The sequence below is a fragment of the Blattabacterium cuenoti genome, from assembly GCF_014252055.1.
Classification (GTDB): domain Bacteria; phylum Bacteroidota; class Bacteroidia; order Flavobacteriales; family Blattabacteriaceae; genus Blattabacterium; species Blattabacterium cuenoti_D.
In genome coordinates, this window is sequence record NZ_CP059208.1 from 155,558 (window position 1) to 177,020 (window position 21,463).

Sequence of the window (21,463 nt, forward strand, 5' to 3'; positions counted from 1 at the left end):
ATATGGAAAAATATAGTAACCCATTAATAGAAAGATATAGCAGTAAAGAAATGTTATATAATTTTTCTCCAAAAAAAAAGTTCTCTACTTGGAGAAAATTATGGTTGTATTTAGCAAAATATCAAAAAGAATTAGGATTAAATATTAGTGATGAACAAATACAGGATTTAAAAAAAAATTTATTAAACATCGACTGGAAAAGAGTTAGTTTCTTTGAAAAAAAGTTTCGTCATGATGTAATGGCACATTTATATGCTTTTGGAGAAAAAGCTGTTATAGCAAAACCTATTATTCATCTTGGGGTTACTAGCGCATTTTTAGGGGATAATACCGATATTATTCTTATTCGAGATGGATTAGAAATTTTACTTAAAAAATTGATTAACATTATTTTTCGCTTTAGAAATTTATCTATAGAATATCATGATATTCCAACTTTAGCTTTTACTCACTATCAACCTGCTCAATTAACAACTGTTGGGAAACGTATTGCATTATGGATACAGAGTCTTCTACTAGATATAAATGAATTGGAATTCAGGTTGAAAAGTATTTGTTTTAGAGGAGTAAAAGGAACAGTAGGATCTGCAGCAAGCTTTAAAGAATTATTTAATGGTGATTTACAAAAAACGAAATTTTTGGAAGAAAAAATATCCAATAAATTTGGATTTAAAAATGTCTTTCCTATTACAAGTCAAACTTATGATAGAAAAATTGATGCACAAATATTAAATTTGTTGTCAAACATAGCACAATCTGCTCATAAGTTCAGTAATGATTTACGACTTTTGCAAAATTTAAAAGAGATGGAAGAACCTTTTGAAAAAGAACAAATAGGATCTAGCGCTATGGCATATAAACGTAATCCAATACGAAGTGAAAGAATGTCTTCTCTAGCAAAATTTGTAATTTCTTTATCAAATAGTTCAGCTATGGTAGCAGCAACTCAATGGTTAGAAAGAACTTTAGATGATTCTGCAAATAGAAGGTTAGTTCTAGCACAATCTTTTTTATCTATAGATGCTATTCTAATAATTTGGAATAATATCTTAGAAGATATAGTTATATACCCTAAGGTTATAGAAAAACACATAAGAGATGAACTACCATTTTTAATTACAGAATATCTTATAGTAGAATGTGTTAGAAAAGGATCAGATAGGCAAGAAATTCATGAAAGAATACGAATTCATTCTATGGAAACAACTTCTAGAATGAAGTTAGAGGGAAAAGAAAATGATTTTATTCAAAGAGTATTAAATGATGCCAAAATACCAATTGATAAAAAAACAATGGATAAAATATTAAATCCTAAAAATTTTATAGGTTTTTCTTCAGATCATACTTTAGAATTTATTGATAAAAAAGTTAATCCAATATTAAAAAAATATCATTATTTAATTGATTCTGACTTATCAAGTATAGATATACAAGTTTAATCCATGAGTTTTAGAATTTATATACAGAAAAAAAATTCTTTCAATGTTGATTCTATAAAAATGTTTCGGGAGATAAAAAGAATGAATATTTCACTAAATGAAATTATTATTTATCATATATATGATATTTTTAATATAGATAAAAATATTTTTTTAGATAGTTTGTTAAAAATTTTCGTAGATCCTGTTACAGATATATTTTTTTATGATAAGATAAGAATTAAAAACCCACATTTTTACATAGATAATTTTGATGATAGAGCAGAAGCTGCTATACTATGCATGAAAATTTTGTATCCTAAATTAAATCCTATTATAAAAACAGGTCAGTTAATAGAGCTGATTGGAGTAGATAAGAAAAATAATAGAAAGGATTTTAATAAAATTAAAAGGTATTATCAATATCAAAAATTTGATAACTGTAACAAAAAAATTGAAATAAAAGATGATTCTGATCTAAGGATAGATCAATTTATTAATTTTTCTTATGAAAAACTTAAAAAGTTTCATAAATTATGGAGTCTTTCTATGGGAATTGAAAATTTAATTTTCATACAGAAAAATTTCATAAAAGAAAATAGAAATCCAACAAAAGAAGAAATACGTATTTTAGATGCTTACTGGTCTGATCATTGTCGTCATACAACCTTTTTTACAACACTTTCTAAAATTACATTTGATGGAAAATTTAAAAAATTATATCAAGATATATTTATAAAATATTTAAAGGATAGAGAAAAAATAGGTTTTTCCAAAAAACCCATAAATTTTATGGATTTATCTAATATGCCTTATAATATTCTTTATCGGAAAGGAAAATTAAAAAATTTTGTTTTATCTAATGAACATAATTCTTGTCTCATTAAGATAGATGTAGACATTATAAAAAAAGATAAAATTGAAAAAGAAAAATGGTATCTTTTGTTTAAAAATGAAACTCATAATCACCCAACTGAAATAGATCCATTTGGAGGTGCTTCTACATGTATAGGAGGGGCTATTCGTGATCCTTTATCTGGAAGGGGGTATGTTTATCAAGGAATAAGGTTAAGTGGAGCAGGAAATCCTATAAAACAAAAAATTATTAATGAAAAATTATCTCAACATAAAATTTGTTTAGAATCAGCTATGGGTTATAGTTCTTATGGAAATAAGATAGGATTAGCTACTTCTCATGTTCATGAAATTTATCATGATAGATATGTAGCAAAAAGAATGGAAGTAGGAATGGTTATTGGAGCAGTTCCTATTAATTTTGTAAAACAAGAAAAACCAGAGAAAGGAGATGCAGTTTTATTAATTGGAGGGTTAACAGGAAAGGAGGGAATAGGTGGAGCTACAGATTCATCTAAAGAATTTTATGATAATTCGAAAAAAAATATAGTAGAAAAAGGAAACCCATTAATAGAACGTAAAATACAAAGATTTTTTAGAAGAAAAGAGGTTATTTCATTGATAAAAAAGTGTAATGATTTTGGTGCAGGAGGCGCTGCAGTAGCTATAGGTGAACTAAGTAATAGTATAGAACTTTATTTAGATAAAATTCCTATTAAAAAAAAAATAACAGATACAGAGATGGAGGCTATAGATATTGCTCTTTCCGAATCACAAGAACGTATAGCTGTAGTATTAGATTCTAAAAATGTCAAAAAATTTATTTGTTTAGCTAATGAAGAAAATATTATAGCTGTATATATAGCTAAAATAACTGATAATAAAAGAATTATATTTTCTTATAAAGATCATAAAATTCTTAATTTGGATAGTTATTTTTTGAATACAGGAGGAGTTAGAAAAAAACAGGACGTTAAAGTAGTTTCTCCAGTTTCAATTTCTCCTTTCAAAAAAAAAATAAAATTTAGTGAAAAAAAATTTATAAAAACCATTTCTGAATTAAATATAGCTTCTCAAAAAAGTCTTGTAGAAATGTTTGATAGTACTGTAGGTGGAACTACTGTTTTAATGCCTTTCGGAGGAAAATATCAAATGACCCCATCTGAAGGGAGCGTTCATAAAATTCCCGTTCATGATGAAAAAATAACTAATACAGTTAGTTTTGCTGCTTGGGGTTTTCATCCTGAAATTTCTATTTGGAGTCCATTTCATGGAGGCATGTATGCAATAGTGGAATGTATTTCTAAAATTGTTTCTATGGGAGGATATTATAAGAATATCTATTTTAGTTTTCAAGAATATTATCAGAAATTGGGGAATAATCCAGAAAATTGGGGGGAACCTTTTTCTGCTTTATTGGGAGCTTATCATGCACAAATGAATTTGGAATTGGCTTCTATAGGAGGAAAAGATTCAATGTCAGGAACGTATAAAAATATACATGTTCCTCCTACATTTATAGCCTTTGGGGTAGCTAAAGGTTCATATTTTAATGTAATTTCTCCTGAATTAAAAAAAGTAGGAAATAAAATATATTTATATGATCACAAGCTGTTAGAAAATGAAATGCCTGATTTTAATTCTATAAAAAATGCTTATGATCAGATTTACAAAGGAATCTGTTCTAAAACTATTGTTTCTATAAAAACGATAAAAGATGGAGGTATTTCTATTGCTATTGCAAAAATGGCATTTGGAAATCGTTTAGGAGCAATTATAAATTGTAAAAAAAATTTGTTTGAAACTCATATAGGATCTTTAATTATAGAAACTAATTCTAATATTTCTTCAGATAATTTTATTCTAATAGGAGAAGTGGTCTCTGATAAATATTTATTTTTTAATGAAATACAGATTAAAATCGATAAAGCAATCGAAAGTTGGTCAAAAACTTTAGAACCAATTTACTCCTATAATGAAAATGAAGAAAAACAAAATTTCGATTCTAATAATTTTTTAGAAAAAAAATTATTAGATAAAAAACATATACCTATTTCATCATATAATAAAAATAAATATAAGTACAAAAAAAAAGGAACTCCACATGTTTTTATTCCAATATTTCCAGGAACAAATAACGAGTTTGAATCTATTAGAGCCTTCAAAAAAGAAGGAGCTGTAGTAGATAGTTTTGTTTTCAAAAATATAAATGATCAAGATGTAACAGAATCTATCCTTTATATTAAAAAATACATAGAATCTACACAAATATTTATGCTTTGTGGAGGATTTAGTGCTGGAGATGAACCAGATGGAGCTGGAAAATTTATCGCAACTGTATTACAGAATAAACTTATTAAAGATGCTATCATAGATTTTCTTGAAAGAGATGGATTAATATTAGGTATATGTAATGGGTTTCAAGGATTGATAAAATCTGGATTGTTACCTTATGGAAAAGTAAGTTTAAGAAATCATAAATCTCCTACGTTAACCTATAATAAAATAGAAAAGCATATATCACAATGTGTACATATTAAGATAATTTCAGACAATTCTCCATGGTTAAATGGCATGAAAAATAAAGTATACACCTTTCCTATTTCTCATGGAGAAGGTAGATTTTACGCTAGTAAAGAAATAACGAATTCTCTATTTAAAAAAAGTCAGGTAGCATCGCAATATGTAGATTTACAAGGCAATCCTAGTTTAGAAAGATCTTATAACCCCAATGGGTCTATTAGATCTATTGAAGGATTATTAAGTGAAGATGGAAAAATCTATGGAAGAATGACACACCCAGAACGTTGTAATAATGGATTATTAAAAAATATTCCTAACATTTATCATGAAGAATCCATTTTTAAAAATGCGGTAGAATATTTTTTATAAAAAAAAATTTATAAATAAAATGAACATAAAAATAGCCATTTTTCTAGGAAGTAGTTCTGATAAACCAATCATGAAAAAAGGAGTAGATATTTTAAATAAATTTAACATAGGTTATAAATCTTATATTATATCTGCTCATAGATTACCAGATATATTATCAAATACTATAAAAAAAGTAGAATCGAAAGGAATAGATATAATAATATCAGGAGCTGGATTATCTGCTCATTTACCTGGAATAATTGCATCAAAAACAATTATTCCTGTTATAGGAATTCCTTTTCATAATTGTAAAAATAAAAATGGAGAAGGATCATTAGGTGGATTGGATGCTCTTTTTTCTATAATACAAATGCCAAAAGATGTTCCTGTTGCTACAGTAGGCATAAATAATTCATACAATGCAGCTTTATTAGCTGTTCATATTTTAGCTATGAAATATGAGAATATAAAAAAATTATTAGTAGAATTCCGAATGGAAAAAAAAGAAAGATTACTATCTGAGATAGAGCAACATTTATGATTTATGAGTTTAAAAAAAACAATTAAAAAAAATCTTCTTTTAGAAGGAAAAACAAAAAAAGTTTATCTTTCTGAGAATCCATTTGAAGTAATTATTCATTACAAAGATGATATAACATCCTTAGATGGATTAAAAAGAAATATTATTCCTGATAAAGGAATTTTAAATAATGAAATTACTATATTTATATTTAATTTATTAAATAATTCTGGAATAAAAACCCATTTTATACGGAAGATCAATAATAGAGAACAATTATGTCATAAAGTAAACATCTATCCTTTAGAATTTGTTGTTCGTAATATAGTTTCAGGAAGTATTTCTAAACGTTTGGGAATGAAGGAAGGAATGCGTATTTCAAATCCAATATTTGAAATTTTTTACAAAAATGATAATTTGAAGGATCCGTTAATTAATGATCATCATGCTGTATTTTTACAGATAATTTCTTATAAAGAATTAAGTGGTATTTATAAAATTATATCAAATGTAAATAATATTCTTAAAAAGTATTTATTTGATAAAAACATTATATTAGTAGATTTTAAAATGGAATTTGGAAAAGATAAAAAAAATCAAATTTTGCTTTCTGATGAAATCAGTCCTGATACTTGTAGATTATGGGATAAAAAAACTATGAAAAAACTAGATAAAGATCAATTTAGAATGGGGGTTAAGGAAGAAAAAATCATTGATGTTTATATGGAAGTATTAAAAAGATTAAATATAAGTTCATCTAACTAATGTAATGATATTGATTTTATAGATATAAGATGATATCTCAATTATTCCTTCATAAGGATGATGATAAATTTCATGATGAATGCGGTATTTTCGGAGTTTATTCTCCTGAAAAAATCGATACCTTTTCTTTGATTCAATTTGGACTTTTTGCATTACAACACCGCGGACAGGAAGCTTGTGGATTTTCTGTTCTTCGAGATGGATTTATTTTATCTCATAAGAGCGAAGGTCTTGTTTTAGATTGTTTTAGAAAAATTTATAATTCCAAATGTTATCAAGGTAATGCGGTAATTGGACATACGCGTTATTCTACAGAAGGAGGACAAAGTAAAAAAAATATTCAACCTTTTTTCGGAAAAGATTCTTATGGAAAAAGTACTATATCTATAGTACATAATGGAAATGTAGTTAATGCAAAATCTATTAGAAAAAAATTGGAATCTGAAGGAATAAATTTTATATCTGAATACTCAGATTCAGAAGTAATATTACGTTTAATTCAAAAATATTTGTTGAAATATGATGGTGACTTAGAAAAATCTATAAAAAAAACATCCTTAAATATTAAAGGAGCTTATTCAGTTATAGTACTTATGGATAATAAAATTGCAGCTTTTCGAGATCCAAATGGAATAAGACCTCTATGTTATGGAATGCTTGATGATAAAAGTTATATATTTAGTTCAGAAACTTGTGGAATAGATTCTGTTGGAGGATTTTACATAAGAGATTTATTTCCAGGAGAAATTATAATAGCATATGAAAGATCAATTAAATTTTCTATAATAAGAAAAAAAGAATATTTAAATAAAAGAATATGTTCTTTCGAATATATTTACTTTTCTCGTCCAGATTCATTGATTGAAAATATGAATGTTTATGAAATTAGAGAAAAATGTGGAGAAAAACTTTATGAACAACATCCAGTCAAAGCAGATGTAGTAATTGGAGTCCCAGATTCTGGAGTTCCAGCTTCCATTGGATATTCTAAAGTATCTGGAATTCCATTCAAACCAATATTAGTAAAGAATAAATATATCGGAAGATCTTTTATTCTTCCAAAACAAGAAATGCGAGAAAAAATGGTTAATTTAAAACTTAACCCAATATTACATGAGATAAAAGGAAAACATGTAGTTATTATAGATGATTCTATCGTTCGTGGAACGACCAGTCGTAGACTAGTATATATTTTGAGAAAAGCAGGAGCAAAAAAAATTCATTTCAGAAGTGCTTCTCCGCCTATTATAGCTCCATGTCATTTAGGGGTGGATACTCCAAGTAGAAAAGATCTTATTTCATATAATCATATGAAAAAAAATATACAAAAAATCTTAGATGTAGATAGCTTAGAATTTTTAAGCATGGAAAATTTAATAGAAATCCTAGGAGGATATAATTATTGTTTTGGATGTTTTACTGGATATTATCCTGTGTATAATAAATAAAAAAAATGACTGTATATAATAATATATGGGGAATAACAATAACTAACTACTATATATGAAAGAAAGTAATAGGAAGAAAATAGATACAATTAGCAAAATCTTGAAAAAAACTTATAATAATAGAGTTCTTAGTACTTTGGATCATTTTTCTGGATTCTATAAAATATCTAGATTAGGATATGAAGATCCTATTTTAATTTCTGGAGTAGATGGAGTTGGTACAAAATTACGTTTAGCTTTAGATCATAAAAAATATGATCTAATTGGAATAGATTGTTTTGCTATGTGTATAAATGATGTTTTATGTCATGGAGCAACTCCTTTATTTTTTCTAGATTATTTAGCTTGTGGAAAACTTGATAATTCTATTATAAATAAAATAATACATGGTATAGCTTTATCTTGCAAAAGTACAAATACATGTCTTATTGGAGGAGAAACTGCGGAAATGCCTGGAATATACAAAGAAAATGATTATGATGTTGCAGGGTTTTGTGTAGGAATTGTAGAAAGAAATAAAATTATAGATGGAAAAAAATCCATTCTAAAAGGAGATATTCTAGTAGGACTTCCTTCTTCAGGAATCCATAGTAATGGATTTACTTTAATCAGAAAGATCTTTTCTAAAGATGATTTGATGGTTGATTTTCAAAAAAAGCCTTTTTTTGAAACTCTTTTAAAACCTACAAAAATATACTATTCTTCTATTCATACTTTATTCAAAGAATTTAATATACATGGTATAGCTCATATTACAGGAGGAGGAATATTAGAGAATATTTATAGAATTCTTCCAAATAATTTATCTTCTATAATAATGAAAGACAAAATACCTATTCAACCTATTTTTAACTATATTCAAAAAAAAGGAAATTTACTGGATAAAGAAATGTGGAATACTTTTAATATGGGAGTAGGTATGGTATTAGTGATTCCCCTTTATCAAAAAAATTCTATTCTACATAGATTACGAATGTTAGGAGAAAATCCTTTTATATTTGGGAATATTGTTGTAGGAGATAAAAAAGTATTATTAAAATAGAAATTTTTCATGAAAAAAATTTCTATTTTAGTTTCTGGAAAGGGGACAAATATGAAACATATATTATTAGCTATAAATAATGGGGTACTTACTAATATAAAAATAAATATAGTCATTTCTGATCGTTGGTGTCCTGCTATTAAATACGCATTAGAAAAAAATATGAAAGCTTTTTCTTTAGAAAGAATTAAAAGAAAATTTCTTTCTGAAGAAATAAATCATTTACTTATGAAAGATCCTCCAAATTTGATAGTTCTTTCTGGATTTCTTTTTATTCTTAATAAAGAATTTTGTGAAAAATGGAATGGAAAAATTATAAATATTCATCCTTCTCTTTTACCTAAATATGGAGGTAAAGGAATGTATGGAATGAAAGTACATCAAAAAGTTATTAATAATAAAGAAAAAATATCTGGAGCAACAGTTCATTACGTAACAAAAAACGTAGATTTAGGAAGTATAATTTTGAAAAAATCATGTTCAATTTCTTTGGGAGAAACTCCTATTTCTTTATCGAAAAAAATATCTATTCTAGAAAAAGAAATACTAATAAAGTCAATTATTAGTATTTTGAATAAATAAAATAATATTATTGAGTTAGTTGTATTCTATGTGTTATGAAAAGAGCTTTAATCAGTGTTTATAATAAAAACGAAAAATTACTTGATTTTTCCTATTTTTTAGAGAAAAAAGGATATCAAATAATATCTACCGATGGTACTTACCAATATTTAAAAAAAAATGGGATATCCAATATAATAAAAGTTTCTGATGTTACTTGTTTTCCTGAAATATTAGATGGACGACTGAAAACTATTCATCCGAATATTTTCGGAGGTATTTTAGCTAATCGTTCTATTGAAAAACATATTAAATCTATTCAATCTAAAAAAATTTTTCTTATCGATATAGTAGTAATTAGTTTTTACCCATTTTTTGAAAAAAAAAATGAATCTATTGATTTCAATTCAATTATTGAATTTATTGATATAGGAGGTCCATCCTTACTTCGTGCAGCTGCTAAAAATTTTTTACATGTTACCGCTATAACAGACAATGACGACTACAGTTCAGTACAAAAAGAAATTTGCCATTATGGAACAACATCATTAAGTTTAAGAAAAAAATTAGCTGGAAAAGTATTTAATTTTACTGCAGCTTATGATTCTGCTATTTCTCAATATCTTTTAAATGATAAATTTCCAGTTTATTTACACTATTCTTATAAAAGAAGAATAAATCTCCGTTATGGTGAAAACCCTCATCAAGAAGCTGCTTATTATGTAAGTAATATTCATCGGGGTGCAATGCGAAATTTTAGTCAATTACATGGAAAAAAACTTTCATTTAATAATATAAAAGATATGGATGTTGCTTGGAAAGTAGTGTCTCAGTTTTCTGAACCTGCTTGTTGTACTGTAAAACATTCTACTCCATGTGGAGTAGCATTAGGTAAAAATGTGGTTGAAGCATTTCAAAAAACTTATTATGCAGACTCTATTTCTTCTTTTGGAGGAATAATGGCTTTTAATACTTCAATTACAAAAGAATTAGCAAAAGAAATTAATCATATTTTCTTAGAGGTTCTTCTAGCTCCAGGAAAATATGAAGAAGACGTATTAAGAGTACTTAAATTAAAGAAAAATATTAGAATAATTAGCATCAATGAACCAATATCAAATCAATTAGAATATATTCAAATAGATGGAGGTATTTTAGTACAAGATCCAGATATAAATAATAATGAAGATTATAAAATAGTAACCAAGAAAAAATTCTTAGATAAAGAAATAAGATCTTTATTTTTTGCTCAAAAAGTGGTAAAATATGTTAAATCAAATGCTATTGTTGTAGCAAAAGGAATACAAACTTTAGGAATTTCAGGGGGGCAAACTAATAGAATATGGGCTGCACGGCAAGCTATAGATAGAGCATTAGAAAAAAGTAAAGAAGATTTAGTTCTTGTATCTGATGCTTTTTTTCCTTTTCGTGATGTTGTAGATGAAGCAGCTCGTTCTGGAGGAATACGTGCTATTCTTCAACCTGGGGGATCTTTACGTGATGAAGAATCAATTAAAGCTTGTGATGATTATGGAATAGCTATGGCGTTCACAGGAAAAAGACATTTTAAACATTAAAAATGAATAATAATGAAAATTTTGATTATTGGAAGTGGGGGACGTGAGCATGCTATTGGAAAAAAATTACTAGAAGATAATATGTCTATAAGTCTTTATTTTTACCCTGGGAATGGTGGAACAAAAATCATAGGAAGAAATATAGATCACATTCATTCTACTTTAGAGTTAGGATTTTTTGCTAAGAAAAATGCAATAGATCTTACAATTGTAGGATCGGAAATTTTTCTATTGGATGGAGTTGTAGATATTTTTCAAAATTTTGGTTTAAAAATATTAGGTCCTCATTATTTAGCTGCTAAACTTGAAGTAGATCGTATTTTTGCAAAATATTTTATGAAAAAATATGGAGTTAGAACACCTGAATATAAAGTTTTTTCTTCTTATGAAAAAGCAATAAATTTTATAGAAAAAAAAAATAACACTTCATTAGCAATAAAAGCTAATGGATTAGCTTCAGGAAAAGGGGTTTTATTATCTCATAGTAAAAATGAAGCAAAAAAAGCATTAAAAACTATTATGATAGAAAAAAAATTTGGAAATTCTGGAAATAAGGTGATTATAGAAGATTTTTTAAAAGGAAAAGAGGTTTCTATCATCTCCATATTTAATGGAAAACATATTATACCTTTTTTATCCGCTAAAGATTACAAGAAAATTGGAGAAAATGAAACAGGAATGAATACTGGAGGAATGGGTAGTATAGCTCCTAATCCTTACATGACAAAGGATCTTTGGAACGATTTTAAAAAAAATATATTAAATCCTACTTTAGTAGGTTTGCTTTCAGAAAAGTTGACTTTTTTCGGATTTATATATTTTGGATTGATTATTTTTTCTAATAAAATATTCTTATTAGAATATAATACTCGTATTGGAGATCCTGAAGCTCAATCATTATTTCCATTAATGGATAGTAATTTTTTACATATTATCCATTCATCCTTCCTACAGGAAAAAGTATCCATTCTTTGGAAAAAGAAATATTCTTGTTGTGTCGTTTTATCTTCTAAAGGATATCCAGGAAAATATGAACTTGGAAAAGTTATAAAAGGATTTAATAATTTAATAGAACCATTTTATATTGCTGGTGCTGATAAAAAAGATAAAAAATGGGTAACATCAAGTGGACGTGTTTTGAATGTAGTTGGAACAGGAAATTCTATTGAAGAAGCAAGAAATAAAGCTTATGATAAAGTAAAAAAAATTCATTTCGATAATATTTATTATCGAAATGATATTGGATTTTGAATTTAGAAATTTTTCAAAATGAAAAAAAATTTCATACTTATATTAGATTTTGGTTCTCAATATAGTTATCTAATTGCAAGAAGAATTAGAGAAATGGGAATATATACTGTTTTGCAGTCCTGTTATGATATTTCTATATCTAGAATTTTATTAAACAAACCTAATGGAATTATTTTATCAGGAGGGCCTTTATCTGTTTATGATAAAAATATTAAAAATCCTCTAATAATAAATAAAGATCTTTTTAAATTAGATATTCCAATTTTTGGAATTTGTTATGGAATGCAGATTATTTGTCATATTTTTGGAGGAAAAGTTGAAAAATCTAAAATAAAAGAATATGGAAAATCTAACCTAATAATAGATTTTCATTCCAAAATATTTCATGGAGTACAAAAAAAGTCAATTGTTTGGATGAGTCATTTTGATGAAGTTACAAAAATTCCTAAAGAATTTTTAATCATAGGACATACGGAATATTGCGCTATCGCAGCATTAATTCATAAAAAAAAAGATATTTATGCTGTTCAATTTCATCCAGAAGTAAAGAATACAGAATTTGGAGAAACTATCTTAAAAAATTTTGTTATTAATATATGTAAATGTCCAAAAAATTGGAAAATTCATGATTTTGTAAAAAAAACAGTATATAATATAAAAAAACGTGTTTTAAAAAAAAAGGTAATTCTTGGATTTTCAGGTGGGATAGATTCATTTGTAACGGCTATTATTATCTATAAAGCTATTGGAAATTCTCTAAACTGTATTTTTATAGATACAGGTCTTCTTTTAAAAAAAGAAAAAGATAGAATAACATTCTTATGCAAAAAGGAAAATTTACCTATTAAAATAATAGATGCAAGAAATAGATTTTTATCGAAATTGACTGGAGTTTCTGATCCAGAAAAAAAAAGAAAAATTATAGGAAAAGAATTTATTTCTATTTTTCAAGAAGAATCTGAAAAAATTAAAGATGTTGAATTTTTAGCTCAAGGGACTATTTATACTGATGTTATTGAGTCATCTTCAAAGAATGGTTTTTATATTAAATCTCATCATAATGTAGGAGGGGTTCCCAAAAAATTAATGAAATTAAAATTAATTGAACCATTAAAAAAATTGTTTAAGGATGAAGTAAGAAAAATAGCAATACAATTAGAATTACCGAAAGAAATTTTGAAAAGACATCCATTTCCTGGACCTGGATTAGGCATTAGAATTATTGGAGAAATAAATGAAAATAAAATTTCTATTCTTAAAAAAGCTGAAAGTATTCTTATGCAAGAACTCATAAAAGAAAATATTTACGATTCTGTTAGCCAGGCATTTATAGTTTTATTACCTATTAAATCTGTAGGAGTAATGGGGGATAAAAGAACATATGAATATACAGCTGTATTGCGGATAACTAATACAGAAGATTTTATGACGGCTACTGTTCCACATTTATCATACAATTTTTTGGAAAAAATTTCAAATAGGATAATTAATGAAGTAGACGGAATAAATCGTATGGTATATGACATTACTTCTAAACCTCCATCTACGATAGAATGGGAATAATATTTTTTTTACATCATCATAGAAATTAAATTATAAATGTTTCTTTTCAATTCTTTTCTAGAAGAAATTAAATCTATAAATCCATGATCCATAAGGAATTCAGAAGTTTGAAATCCTTCCGGTAAGTCTTTTCCAATTGTTTCTCTAATAACTCTAGGGCCTGCAAATCCTATTAAAGCACCTGGTTCAGCTATATTAACATCTCCAAGCAAAGCATAAGAAGCTGTAACCCCACCTGTAGTAGGATCTGTAAGAACAGATATATAGGGAATATGATATTCACGTAATTGTGTCAAAATGGCTATTGTTTTAGCCATTTGCATCAGTGAAAAAGAAGATTCCATGATTCTAGCTCCACCAGATTTAGATATCAAAATGTATGGTATTTTTTTTTCTATACAATATTTTATTGCTCTATGAATTTTTTCTCCTACTACTGACCCCATAGATCCTCCTATAAATGAAAAATCCATACAAGATATGACCGTATTTATTCCTTTTATTTTTCCTACCCCTGTTCTAATAGCATCGTATAAGTTTGTTTTTTTTATTGTTTCTTTAACTCTATCTTTATATTTTTTACAATCTTCCCATTGTATAGGATCTTTACTAATCATTTTTATATTTTTCTCTGAAAATTCACCGTTATCGAAAAGAATTTTGAAATATTCTTTACTATGAATTCTTACATGATATCCATCTTCTGGGCTAACATAAGCGTTTTTTTTTAGTTCTTCTGTATCTATAATTTTTCCACTAGGTGTTCTATACCAAAGTCCTTTTGGTAAATCTTTTCTATCATCTATAGATGTTAAAATCTTCTTTTTTTTTCTTAAAAACCAAGCCATGGTTTATTTTTTTTTATTATAAAGTATTAATATTATTCATGTATTCAAAGTATTTTATAAGACGAATTTTGAATGATTTTTCTCCTTCTCTTAACCAAATTCTTGGATCATAATATTTTTTATTAGGTAGATTTTTCCCTTTTGGATTACCTATTTGTTTTTTTATATATTCTTTATATGTTTTCATATAATTTCTTACTCCACAAGTAAAAGCATACTGTAAATCAGTATCTACATTCATTTTGACAACTCCATAACTAATTGACTCTTGTATTTCACTTTTTGATGACCCTGATCCTCCATGAAATACTAAAGAAACTGGTTTATTTTTTTTAATATGGAATTTCTTTTGTACATAATCCTGTGTTTTTCTTAATATATCTGGACGAAGAATGACATTACCTGGTTTATAGACTCCATGGACATTCCCAAAGGAAGCTGCTATAATAAAATTTTTGCTTATTTTACTCAACTTATCATAAGCATATCCTACTTCTTCCGGTTGAGTGTAAAGTTTGTGATTTTCTATATCAGAATTATCAATACCGTCTTCTTCTCCTCCTGTAACTCCTAATTCTACTTCAATAGTCATTTTATATTTATTTATCTTTTCAAAATATTTTTCACAAATACTAATATTTTCTTTTAAAGGTTCTTGAGATAAATCTAACATATGAGAACTGAATAATGTTTTTCCAAAACGACGATAATATTCTTTGTTAGCTTTAATTAATCCATCTATCCATGGTAAAAATGGTTTTGAACAATGATCTGTATGAAGAATAACTGTAGCTTTATATGTTGACGCTAATTCATGAACATGCATAGCACATGCTATCGATCCTTTTATTGCAGCTTCTTGTTCATAATTACTTACCCATTTTCCTGCATTGAAAACTGCACCACCATTAGATAATTGAATAATTACAGGAGAGTTAATCTCTGCTGCAGTTTCCATAACAGAATTTATTGTGTTAGATCCAATTACATTTACAGCAGGTATAGCAAAAACATTTTCTTTAGCATATTCAAATATCTCTTCAACAAGATTACCAGTGGCTACTCCAGTAGGAAATTTTCTAGACATGTATTGTATTATATTTAATTTATATTAAGGATGAACAAATGTAAAAAAAAAGTATTTTTTCATTTCATCGAAAGAATCAATGTAAAATTAAAATTTTGTATTTTATTCATATACAATAATAATTGTTACAGTTTAAATTACAACAATATTATTTCCAAAAATATGCATAAATTTTTATTTAAAGTATCTACAAATGTTATTCCCAGCTACATTAAAAATATATAACGCTTCAGCAGGATCAGGGAAAACTTTTTTTTTAGTAAAAAATTATCTTCATATTTTGTTAAGAAGTCCTAATTCTGATGAGTTCAAAAAAATTTTAGCTTTAACATTCACAAATAAAGCTTCTGAAGAAATGAAAAATAGAATACTTGAGTGTATTAAAGAATTTTCTAAAAAAAAGGTTAAAAAAGAATATTCTTATTTATTTTTTTTTCTATCAAAAGATTTGAAATTAACTAATGATCAGTTACATTATCGTTCTAAAAAAATATTAGATGAAATATTAAAAGATTTTTCTTCTTTTACTATAAGTACGATAGATAAATTTACTTATAACATTATCAGATCTTTTTTTTCTATCGAAAAAAAATTAGAAATGGATACCAACAATTTTTTATCTGAAATTGTAAAAAATTTATTATACAGATTAAAATCTTCAGAAAAGTGGTCTACTATTTTAGTAGAATCATCTTTAGATAAATTAAAAGAAGGGAAAAATTGGGATCTAAGCAAAGAGTTATATAAACTTACTAAGATTATGATAGATGAAAATAGTTTTTTTCCTTTAAAAAAAATTAAAGATTATTCTTTATATGATTTAATGAAATTAAAAAAAATACTTATAAAAAGAACTATAAGATTTGAAAATAAATGTAAAAAGCAAGGAAATACATTTTTTAATATTTTGAAAAAAAATTCTATTAAAAAAGAATCATTTATTCACTTAGATTTGCCAAGATTTTTTCAAAAAATGAAAATTGGAAATATATTTTTTAATCCATTGAATAAACGTTTAGAAAAATATATGCAATCTAATATTTTTTTTTCTAAAGGTTTTAGAGAAAAAAATAAACAAATAAAAGAGATTAATAAAATACAATCCTTATATTATAAAACAATTAGTATATATGAGAAAAATATATCTTCTTATATTATAGATAAACTTTTATTGAAAGATATCAATATTTTTTCAACAATACATGAAATAGAAAAAGAATTATACATTATAAAAAAGGAGAGAAAGATTCTCTTAAACGCAGAATTAAATAAAATTCTTCATGAAAAAATTATAAAAGGTTTATTTCCTAAAATATATGAAATGATGGGGATGCAATATAAATACTACTTCATAGATGAATTTCAAGATACTTCTTTTTTACAGTGGCAAAACATAAAATTTTTAGTAGAAAATGCATTATCAGAAAATGGATCAGCTATGATTGTAGGAGATCCTAAACAATCTATCTACAGATGGAGAGGTGGAGATGTTAATCAATTCATTAATTTATTCAATTATAAATCAAAAAATTATCATACAAAACCTAAGACTATAGATATCAACTATAGAAGTTTAGAAGAAATTGTTAAATTTAATAATTCGTTTTATAAATATGTATCAAAATTTTTTGATTCTTTTATTTATAAAAATATATATGAAAAATCTGAACAAAAAATATATAAAAAATATGGTGGATATGTGGAATTAAATTTTTTTAGTAAAAAAAAAGTTTCCAATTATAAAGAATACATTTATTCAAATCTAAAAAAAAAAATAGAAAAATTTGTAAATCTCAATTATTTATTATCTGATATAGCTATTTTAGTTAGAAATAATGAAGAAGGAAATTTTTTATCAGAAAAACTTATTAAAGATAATTTTTTTATAAATACATCAGTCTCTCTTTTAATAAAAAATCATATAGAGATACAAATCATTATAAATTTATTTTATATAATTTCTTATCCTTTTTATTACAAAAAAAGAATATTTTTAATATGGATTTTATTAAAAAATAAATTTTTTATTGAAAGAATAGATCATGATTTTATCATGAAAGTTGTATTTATGCCGTTAGATATTTTCATTAAAAAAATTATTGAAAATTTAAAATATTCAAATTCAAAAAAATCATTTTCAATAAATAATATATTGTATAATAATAAATCAATATATGATCTTTCTGAAAGTGTTATAGATGTATTTCAATTATTAAATAATAAAAATAATGTTTCATCTATTTACTCTTTTTTAGATTTTGTTTATAGATTCATGAAAGATAAAGGTGGTTCCATTATTGATTTTTTGGATTATTGGGAATTAAAGAAAGATAAAGAAAGTATTATAATTTCTGATAACACAAATGCCATTCATGTAATGACGATTCATAAATCTAAAGGATTACAATTTCCTATTGTAATTATTCCTTTTGCAGACTGGAAAATTTATTCCAATAATAAAGAAGGGGGATGGATAAAAGTAGATCCACATTTATATCATGGAATAAGTTACTTTTACTTAGAAATAAAATCATATTTAAAATATGTAAATAAAGATAGTAAAATCTATAGTTTTTATGAAAAAAACCTATCCGAAGTAATATTTGATAATATAAATTTATTATATGTATCTACAACTCGTTCTATAGAAAAATTAATTTTATTTTCTGATATGGACAACACTAAATCTGTTTCTTCTTATATTAAAGGATTTCTTCATGAAAAGAAAATATGGAATGAAAAAAAACAAAAATATTCATTTGGAAACGAAGAAAAATAATTTTTTATTTTACATGTTTATCAGCATGATAAGAAGATCGAACTAATGGTCCGCTTTCTACATATTTGAATCCCATTTTCAATCCTATATATCTAAATTTTTTAAATTGTTCAGGATGTATAAAAGAATGAACTGGATAATGTTTTAAAGAAGGTTGTAAGTATTGTCCTATTGTTAAAATATCTACCTTGGACATTTTTATATCTTCCATGGTTCTTATGACCTCTTCTCTTGTTTCACCTAATCCTAACATAATTCCTGTTTTTGTACGAATATTGTTGTTTCTATTTTTTATATACTGTAATACTTCTATACTACGATTATATTTAGCCTGAACACGTACTTTTTTTGTTAATCTAGGAACAGTTTCCAAATTATGAGAAATTACTTCTGGTTTCACATTTATTATTTTTTCTATTATTTTCTTTTCTCCTTTAAAATCAGGTATTAAAGTTTCTATCGTTACATGTGGATTAAAAAAACGTATCTTATTTATAGTTTCTACCCATAGAGATACCCCCATGTCTTTTAAATCATCTCTGTTAACAGAAGTTAATACAGCATGTTTGACGTTCAAAATTTTTATAGATTCTGCTACTTTTTTGGGTTCTTCCCAATCTATTTTTTCAGGACGTCCTGTTTTTACTCCACAAAATTTACAAGATCTTGTACAAATATTCCCTAGTATCATAAAAGTAGCTACTCCTTTACCCCAACATTCAGCTATATTAGGGCAACTTGCACTTTGACAAATTGTATTTAATTTATGAGTAGAAACAAGTCTTTGTAACTTATTATATTCTCCCCCCATTGGTAATTTAACCTTTATCCAACTAGGTTTTTTTTGTCTATTATTCATCTAATTATTAAATTATTTATCTTTGATTTTGATAAATATCAATTTATTTTTCGATAAATTTGCAAATAATTGTATATTTTCAAAATTATGGAAGTATTAATAAAAGATATAACTTCTGAATTAGAAAAAATAGCTCCTACAGAATATGCAGAACATTATGATAACATAGGACTAATTGTAGGAAATTTTAATCAAAAAGTAGAAAATATATTAATTACTTTGGACCTAACTGAAGAAGTTATTTTTGAATCCGTAAATAAAAAATGTAATCTTATAATATCATTTCATCCTATTATATTTCAACCATTAAAAAATATTACTGGAAAAAATTACTCCGAAAAGGTTATAATTTATGCATTAAAAAATGACATATCTATATATGTTATTCATACAAATTTAGATATTTCTTGGAATGGGACATTTTCCTATATATGTAAATTATTAGAAATAAAAAGAAAAAAAGTTTTGTTTCCAAAACATAGAACTATAAAAAAACTAATAACATATGTTCCAAGTAATTATGCAGATAAAGTAAGAAATTCTTTATTTCAAGTAGGAGCAGGAAATATTTCTAATTATAGTAACTGTAGTTATAATATAGATGGATTCGGAAGTTATATGGGAAATGAGAAAACGAAACCTTTTATTGGTAAAAGTAAAGTATTTCATATGGAAAAAGAAACTTGTATTAATGTTCTTTTTCCTTCTCATAAATTAAATATCATAAAAGAAACTCTTTTTAAAAATCACCCATATGAAGAAGTAGCTTATGAAATTCATAATATAGAAAATGAAAATAATTATGTAGGAATAGGAATTATAGGGGATCTTAAAGAAGAGATGAACGAATATGATTTTCTTCTTTTCCTAAAAGGAAAAATGAATTTTTCTTGTATTAGGCATTCTAATTTTGTGGGTAGGAAAATAAATAAAATTGCAATGATAACAGGATCAGGAAGTTTTGGTATTGAAAAATCCATAACAGAAGGAGTTGATGCTTTTATCTCTTCTGATTTTAAATATCATGATTTTTTTAAGGCTGAAAAAAAAATATTGATTGTAGATGTAGAACATTATGAGTCTGAGAAATTTAACAAGAAATTATTAAAATCTTTTTTAGAAAAAATTTTTACTTCTATCTCAATTTATGAATCAAAAATTTGTACCAATCCAATTAAATATTTTTATTAAAAAAACAGAATATTATTATGTTATGGAAAATAAAATAGAAGAAACTATATCTGTAGTAGATAAATTAAGAGTATTATATAATCTTCAATTGATAGATTCTAGAATAGATGAAATATGTAAATTTCGTAGTAATATTCCTATGGAAATAAATTCTTTAGAAAAAGAATTACATGAAATTAAAAAAAAATTAGAAAATATTTATGAGGAAATTTCATCTTTAAAGAAAGATATAGATAAACAAAATAAAGATATAAAATCATCAGAGTTGATCATAAAAAAATATGAAAAACAAAAAGATGGCGTAAGAAACAATAAAGAACTATATTCTCTAAATAAAGAAATTGATTACCAAAAACTTGAAATACAATTATCAAAGAAAAAAATAAAAGAATTCAACGCAAAAATACAAAAAAAAGAAGATTTATTAAATAATAGTAAAAATATATTAAAAAATAAAGAGGAACATCTTTTTCACAAAAAAAAGGAATTAAATAAAATTTTATCGGAAAATGATAAAGAAGAAAAAATTCTTTTAGAAAAATCTAAGATGTTTTCTAAAAAAATAGATAATGTTTTATTAAAAACTTATCAAAAAATAAGAAATAGAGTTAAAAATGGAGTAGCTATAGCTCCAGTTCAAAGAGGTGCTCCATTAGGTTCTTATTTAGCAATAACACCTCAAAAATATTCTGAACTTATCCAAAGAAATAAACTTTTAATAGATGAACACAGTGGTAGAATATTAATAGATGCTGAATTAGCTGAAGAAGAAAAAAAAAAATCTCTTATTTTTTGCATTAAAAAAAATAAAATTAATAATTAATT

Annotated in this window: 16 protein-coding genes; 13 read left to right on the forward strand and 3 right to left on the reverse strand. The window is 25.2% G+C overall.

The window, feature by feature from the left end; genetic code table 11:
- Positions 1-2: 2 nt before the first annotated feature.
- From purB to guaA, 10 genes are read left to right on the forward strand one after another with little or no spacing between them, the layout of a single operon-like run.
- Positions 3-1,439, forward strand: coding sequence for an adenylosuccinate lyase (purB, locus tag H0H48_RS00755; RefSeq protein ID WP_185871216.1), 1,437 nt, complete (start codon positions 3-5; stop codon positions 1,437-1,439).
- 3 nt (positions 1,440-1,442) lie between these two features.
- Complete coding sequence (locus H0H48_RS00760; RefSeq protein ID WP_185871217.1) at positions 1,443-5,165, forward strand: phosphoribosylformylglycinamidine synthase; 3,723 nt, start codon at positions 1,443-1,445, stop codon at positions 5,163-5,165.
- A gap of 19 nt (positions 5,166-5,184) precedes the next feature.
- Positions 5,185-5,688: a 5-(carboxyamino)imidazole ribonucleotide mutase gene (purE, locus tag H0H48_RS00765; RefSeq protein ID WP_317168615.1), complete on the forward strand. Its 504-nt coding sequence runs from the start codon at positions 5,185-5,187 to the stop codon at positions 5,686-5,688.
- Positions 5,689-5,691: 3 nt separating this feature from the next.
- Positions 5,692-6,432 (forward strand): phosphoribosylaminoimidazolesuccinocarboxamide synthase, encoded by a 741-nt coding sequence (gene purC, locus H0H48_RS00770; RefSeq protein ID WP_185871218.1) that lies wholly within the window; start codon positions 5,692-5,694, stop codon positions 6,430-6,432.
- 29 nt (positions 6,433-6,461) lie between these two features.
- A complete protein-coding gene (purF, locus tag H0H48_RS00775; RefSeq protein WP_185871219.1) occupies positions 6,462-7,880 on the forward strand; it encodes an amidophosphoribosyltransferase in 1,419 nt (472 codons plus the stop codon).
- A 55-nt stretch (positions 7,881-7,935) separates the two neighbouring features.
- Complete coding sequence (gene purM, locus H0H48_RS00780; RefSeq protein WP_185871220.1) at positions 7,936-8,922, forward strand: phosphoribosylformylglycinamidine cyclo-ligase; 987 nt, start codon at positions 7,936-7,938, stop codon at positions 8,920-8,922.
- 9 nt (positions 8,923-8,931) lie between these two features.
- Positions 8,932-9,504, forward strand: coding sequence for a formyltransferase family protein (locus H0H48_RS00785; RefSeq protein WP_185871221.1), 573 nt, complete (start codon positions 8,932-8,934; stop codon positions 9,502-9,504).
- A 35-nt stretch (positions 9,505-9,539) separates the two neighbouring features.
- On the forward strand, positions 9,540-11,060 hold the full coding sequence (purH, locus tag H0H48_RS00790) for a bifunctional phosphoribosylaminoimidazolecarboxamide formyltransferase/IMP cyclohydrolase (protein WP_185871222.1): 1,521 nt from the start codon (positions 9,540-9,542) through the stop codon (positions 11,058-11,060).
- Between the two features lie 12 nt (positions 11,061-11,072).
- Positions 11,073-12,311, forward strand: a complete 1,239-nt coding sequence (gene purD, locus H0H48_RS00795) for a phosphoribosylamine--glycine ligase (RefSeq protein WP_185871223.1) — start codon at positions 11,073-11,075, stop codon at positions 12,309-12,311.
- Positions 12,312-12,329: 18 nt separating this feature from the next.
- Positions 12,330-13,874: a glutamine-hydrolyzing GMP synthase gene (guaA, locus tag H0H48_RS00800; protein WP_185871224.1), complete on the forward strand. Its 1,545-nt coding sequence runs from the start codon at positions 12,330-12,332 to the stop codon at positions 13,872-13,874.
- Between the two features lie 8 nt (positions 13,875-13,882).
- On the opposite strand, the gene accD is transcribed toward guaA, so the two are convergent.
- Entirely contained in the window at positions 13,883-14,722 is an 840-nt protein-coding gene (gene accD / locus H0H48_RS00805) for an acetyl-CoA carboxylase, carboxyltransferase subunit beta (protein WP_185871225.1), read from the reverse strand.
- A gap of 16 nt (positions 14,723-14,738) precedes the next feature.
- On the reverse strand, positions 14,739-15,809 hold the full coding sequence (gene fbaA, locus H0H48_RS00810) for a class II fructose-bisphosphate aldolase (RefSeq protein ID WP_185871226.1): 1,071 nt from the start codon (positions 15,807-15,809) through the stop codon (positions 14,739-14,741).
- A 193-nt stretch (positions 15,810-16,002) separates the two neighbouring features.
- On the opposite strand from fbaA, the gene H0H48_RS00815 reads away from it, so the two are divergent.
- A complete protein-coding gene (locus H0H48_RS00815; protein WP_185871227.1) occupies positions 16,003-18,588 on the forward strand; it encodes a UvrD-helicase domain-containing protein in 2,586 nt (861 codons plus the stop codon).
- Between the two features lie 4 nt (positions 18,589-18,592).
- Here H0H48_RS00815 and lipA read toward each other — a convergent pair whose 3' ends face one another.
- On the reverse strand, positions 18,593-19,447 hold the full coding sequence (gene lipA, locus H0H48_RS00820; protein WP_185871228.1) for a lipoyl synthase: 855 nt from the start codon (positions 19,445-19,447) through the stop codon (positions 18,593-18,595).
- 87 nt (positions 19,448-19,534) lie between these two features.
- Between lipA and H0H48_RS00825 the strand changes: the two genes are divergently transcribed.
- Together H0H48_RS00825 and H0H48_RS00830 are read left to right on the forward strand one after the other, a co-directional pair.
- The gene (locus tag H0H48_RS00825; RefSeq protein ID WP_185871229.1) at positions 19,535-20,638 is read left to right on the forward strand and encodes a Nif3-like dinuclear metal center hexameric protein; all 1,104 of its coding nucleotides are present in this window, start codon (positions 19,535-19,537) and stop codon (positions 20,636-20,638) included.
- Between the two features lie 22 nt (positions 20,639-20,660).
- On the forward strand, positions 20,661-21,461 hold the full coding sequence (locus tag H0H48_RS00830; protein ID WP_185871230.1) for a zinc ribbon domain-containing protein: 801 nt from the start codon (positions 20,661-20,663) through the stop codon (positions 21,459-21,461).
- Positions 21,462-21,463 lie beyond the last annotated feature (2 nt).

Excerpts from the sequence above, each read along its gene's own strand:
- H0H48_RS00830 (WP_185871230.1), top strand. The coding sequence starts at position 20,661 with ATGGAAAATAAAATAGAAGAAACTATATCTGTAGTAGATAAATTAAGA.
- purF (WP_185871219.1), top strand. The coding sequence starts at position 6,462 with ATGATATCTCAATTATTCCTTCATAAGGATGATGATAAATTTCATGAT.
- purB (WP_185871216.1), top strand. The coding sequence starts at position 3 with ATGGAAAAATATAGTAACCCATTAATAGAAAGATATAGCAGTAAAGAA.
- H0H48_RS00825 (WP_185871229.1), top strand. The coding sequence starts at position 19,535 with ATGGAAGTATTAATAAAAGATATAACTTCTGAATTAGAAAAAATAGCT.
- purE (WP_317168615.1), top strand. The coding sequence starts at position 5,185 with ATGAACATAAAAATAGCCATTTTTCTAGGAAGTAGTTCTGATAAACCA.
- purM (WP_185871220.1), top strand. The coding sequence starts at position 7,936 with ATGAAAGAAAGTAATAGGAAGAAAATAGATACAATTAGCAAAATCTTG.
- guaA (WP_185871224.1), top strand. The coding sequence starts at position 12,330 with ATGAAAAAAAATTTCATACTTATATTAGATTTTGGTTCTCAATATAGT.
- purH (WP_185871222.1), top strand. The coding sequence starts at position 9,540 with ATGAAAAGAGCTTTAATCAGTGTTTATAATAAAAACGAAAAATTACTT.
- fbaA (WP_185871226.1), bottom strand. The coding sequence starts at position 15,809 with ATGTCTAGAAAATTTCCTACTGGAGTAGCCACTGGTAATCTTGTTGAA.
- H0H48_RS00785 (WP_185871221.1), top strand. The coding sequence starts at position 8,932 with ATGAAAAAAATTTCTATTTTAGTTTCTGGAAAGGGGACAAATATGAAA.
- accD (WP_185871225.1), bottom strand. The coding sequence starts at position 14,722 with ATGGCTTGGTTTTTAAGAAAAAAAAAGAAGATTTTAACATCTATAGAT.
- H0H48_RS00815 (WP_185871227.1), top strand. The coding sequence starts at position 16,003 with ATGTTATTCCCAGCTACATTAAAAATATATAACGCTTCAGCAGGATCA.
- lipA (WP_185871228.1), bottom strand. The coding sequence starts at position 19,447 with ATGAATAATAGACAAAAAAAACCTAGTTGGATAAAGGTTAAATTACCA.
- purC (WP_185871218.1), top strand. The coding sequence starts at position 5,692 with ATGAGTTTAAAAAAAACAATTAAAAAAAATCTTCTTTTAGAAGGAAAA.
- purD (WP_185871223.1), top strand. The coding sequence starts at position 11,073 with ATGAAAATTTTGATTATTGGAAGTGGGGGACGTGAGCATGCTATTGGA.
- H0H48_RS00760 (WP_185871217.1), top strand. The coding sequence starts at position 1,443 with ATGAGTTTTAGAATTTATATACAGAAAAAAAATTCTTTCAATGTTGAT.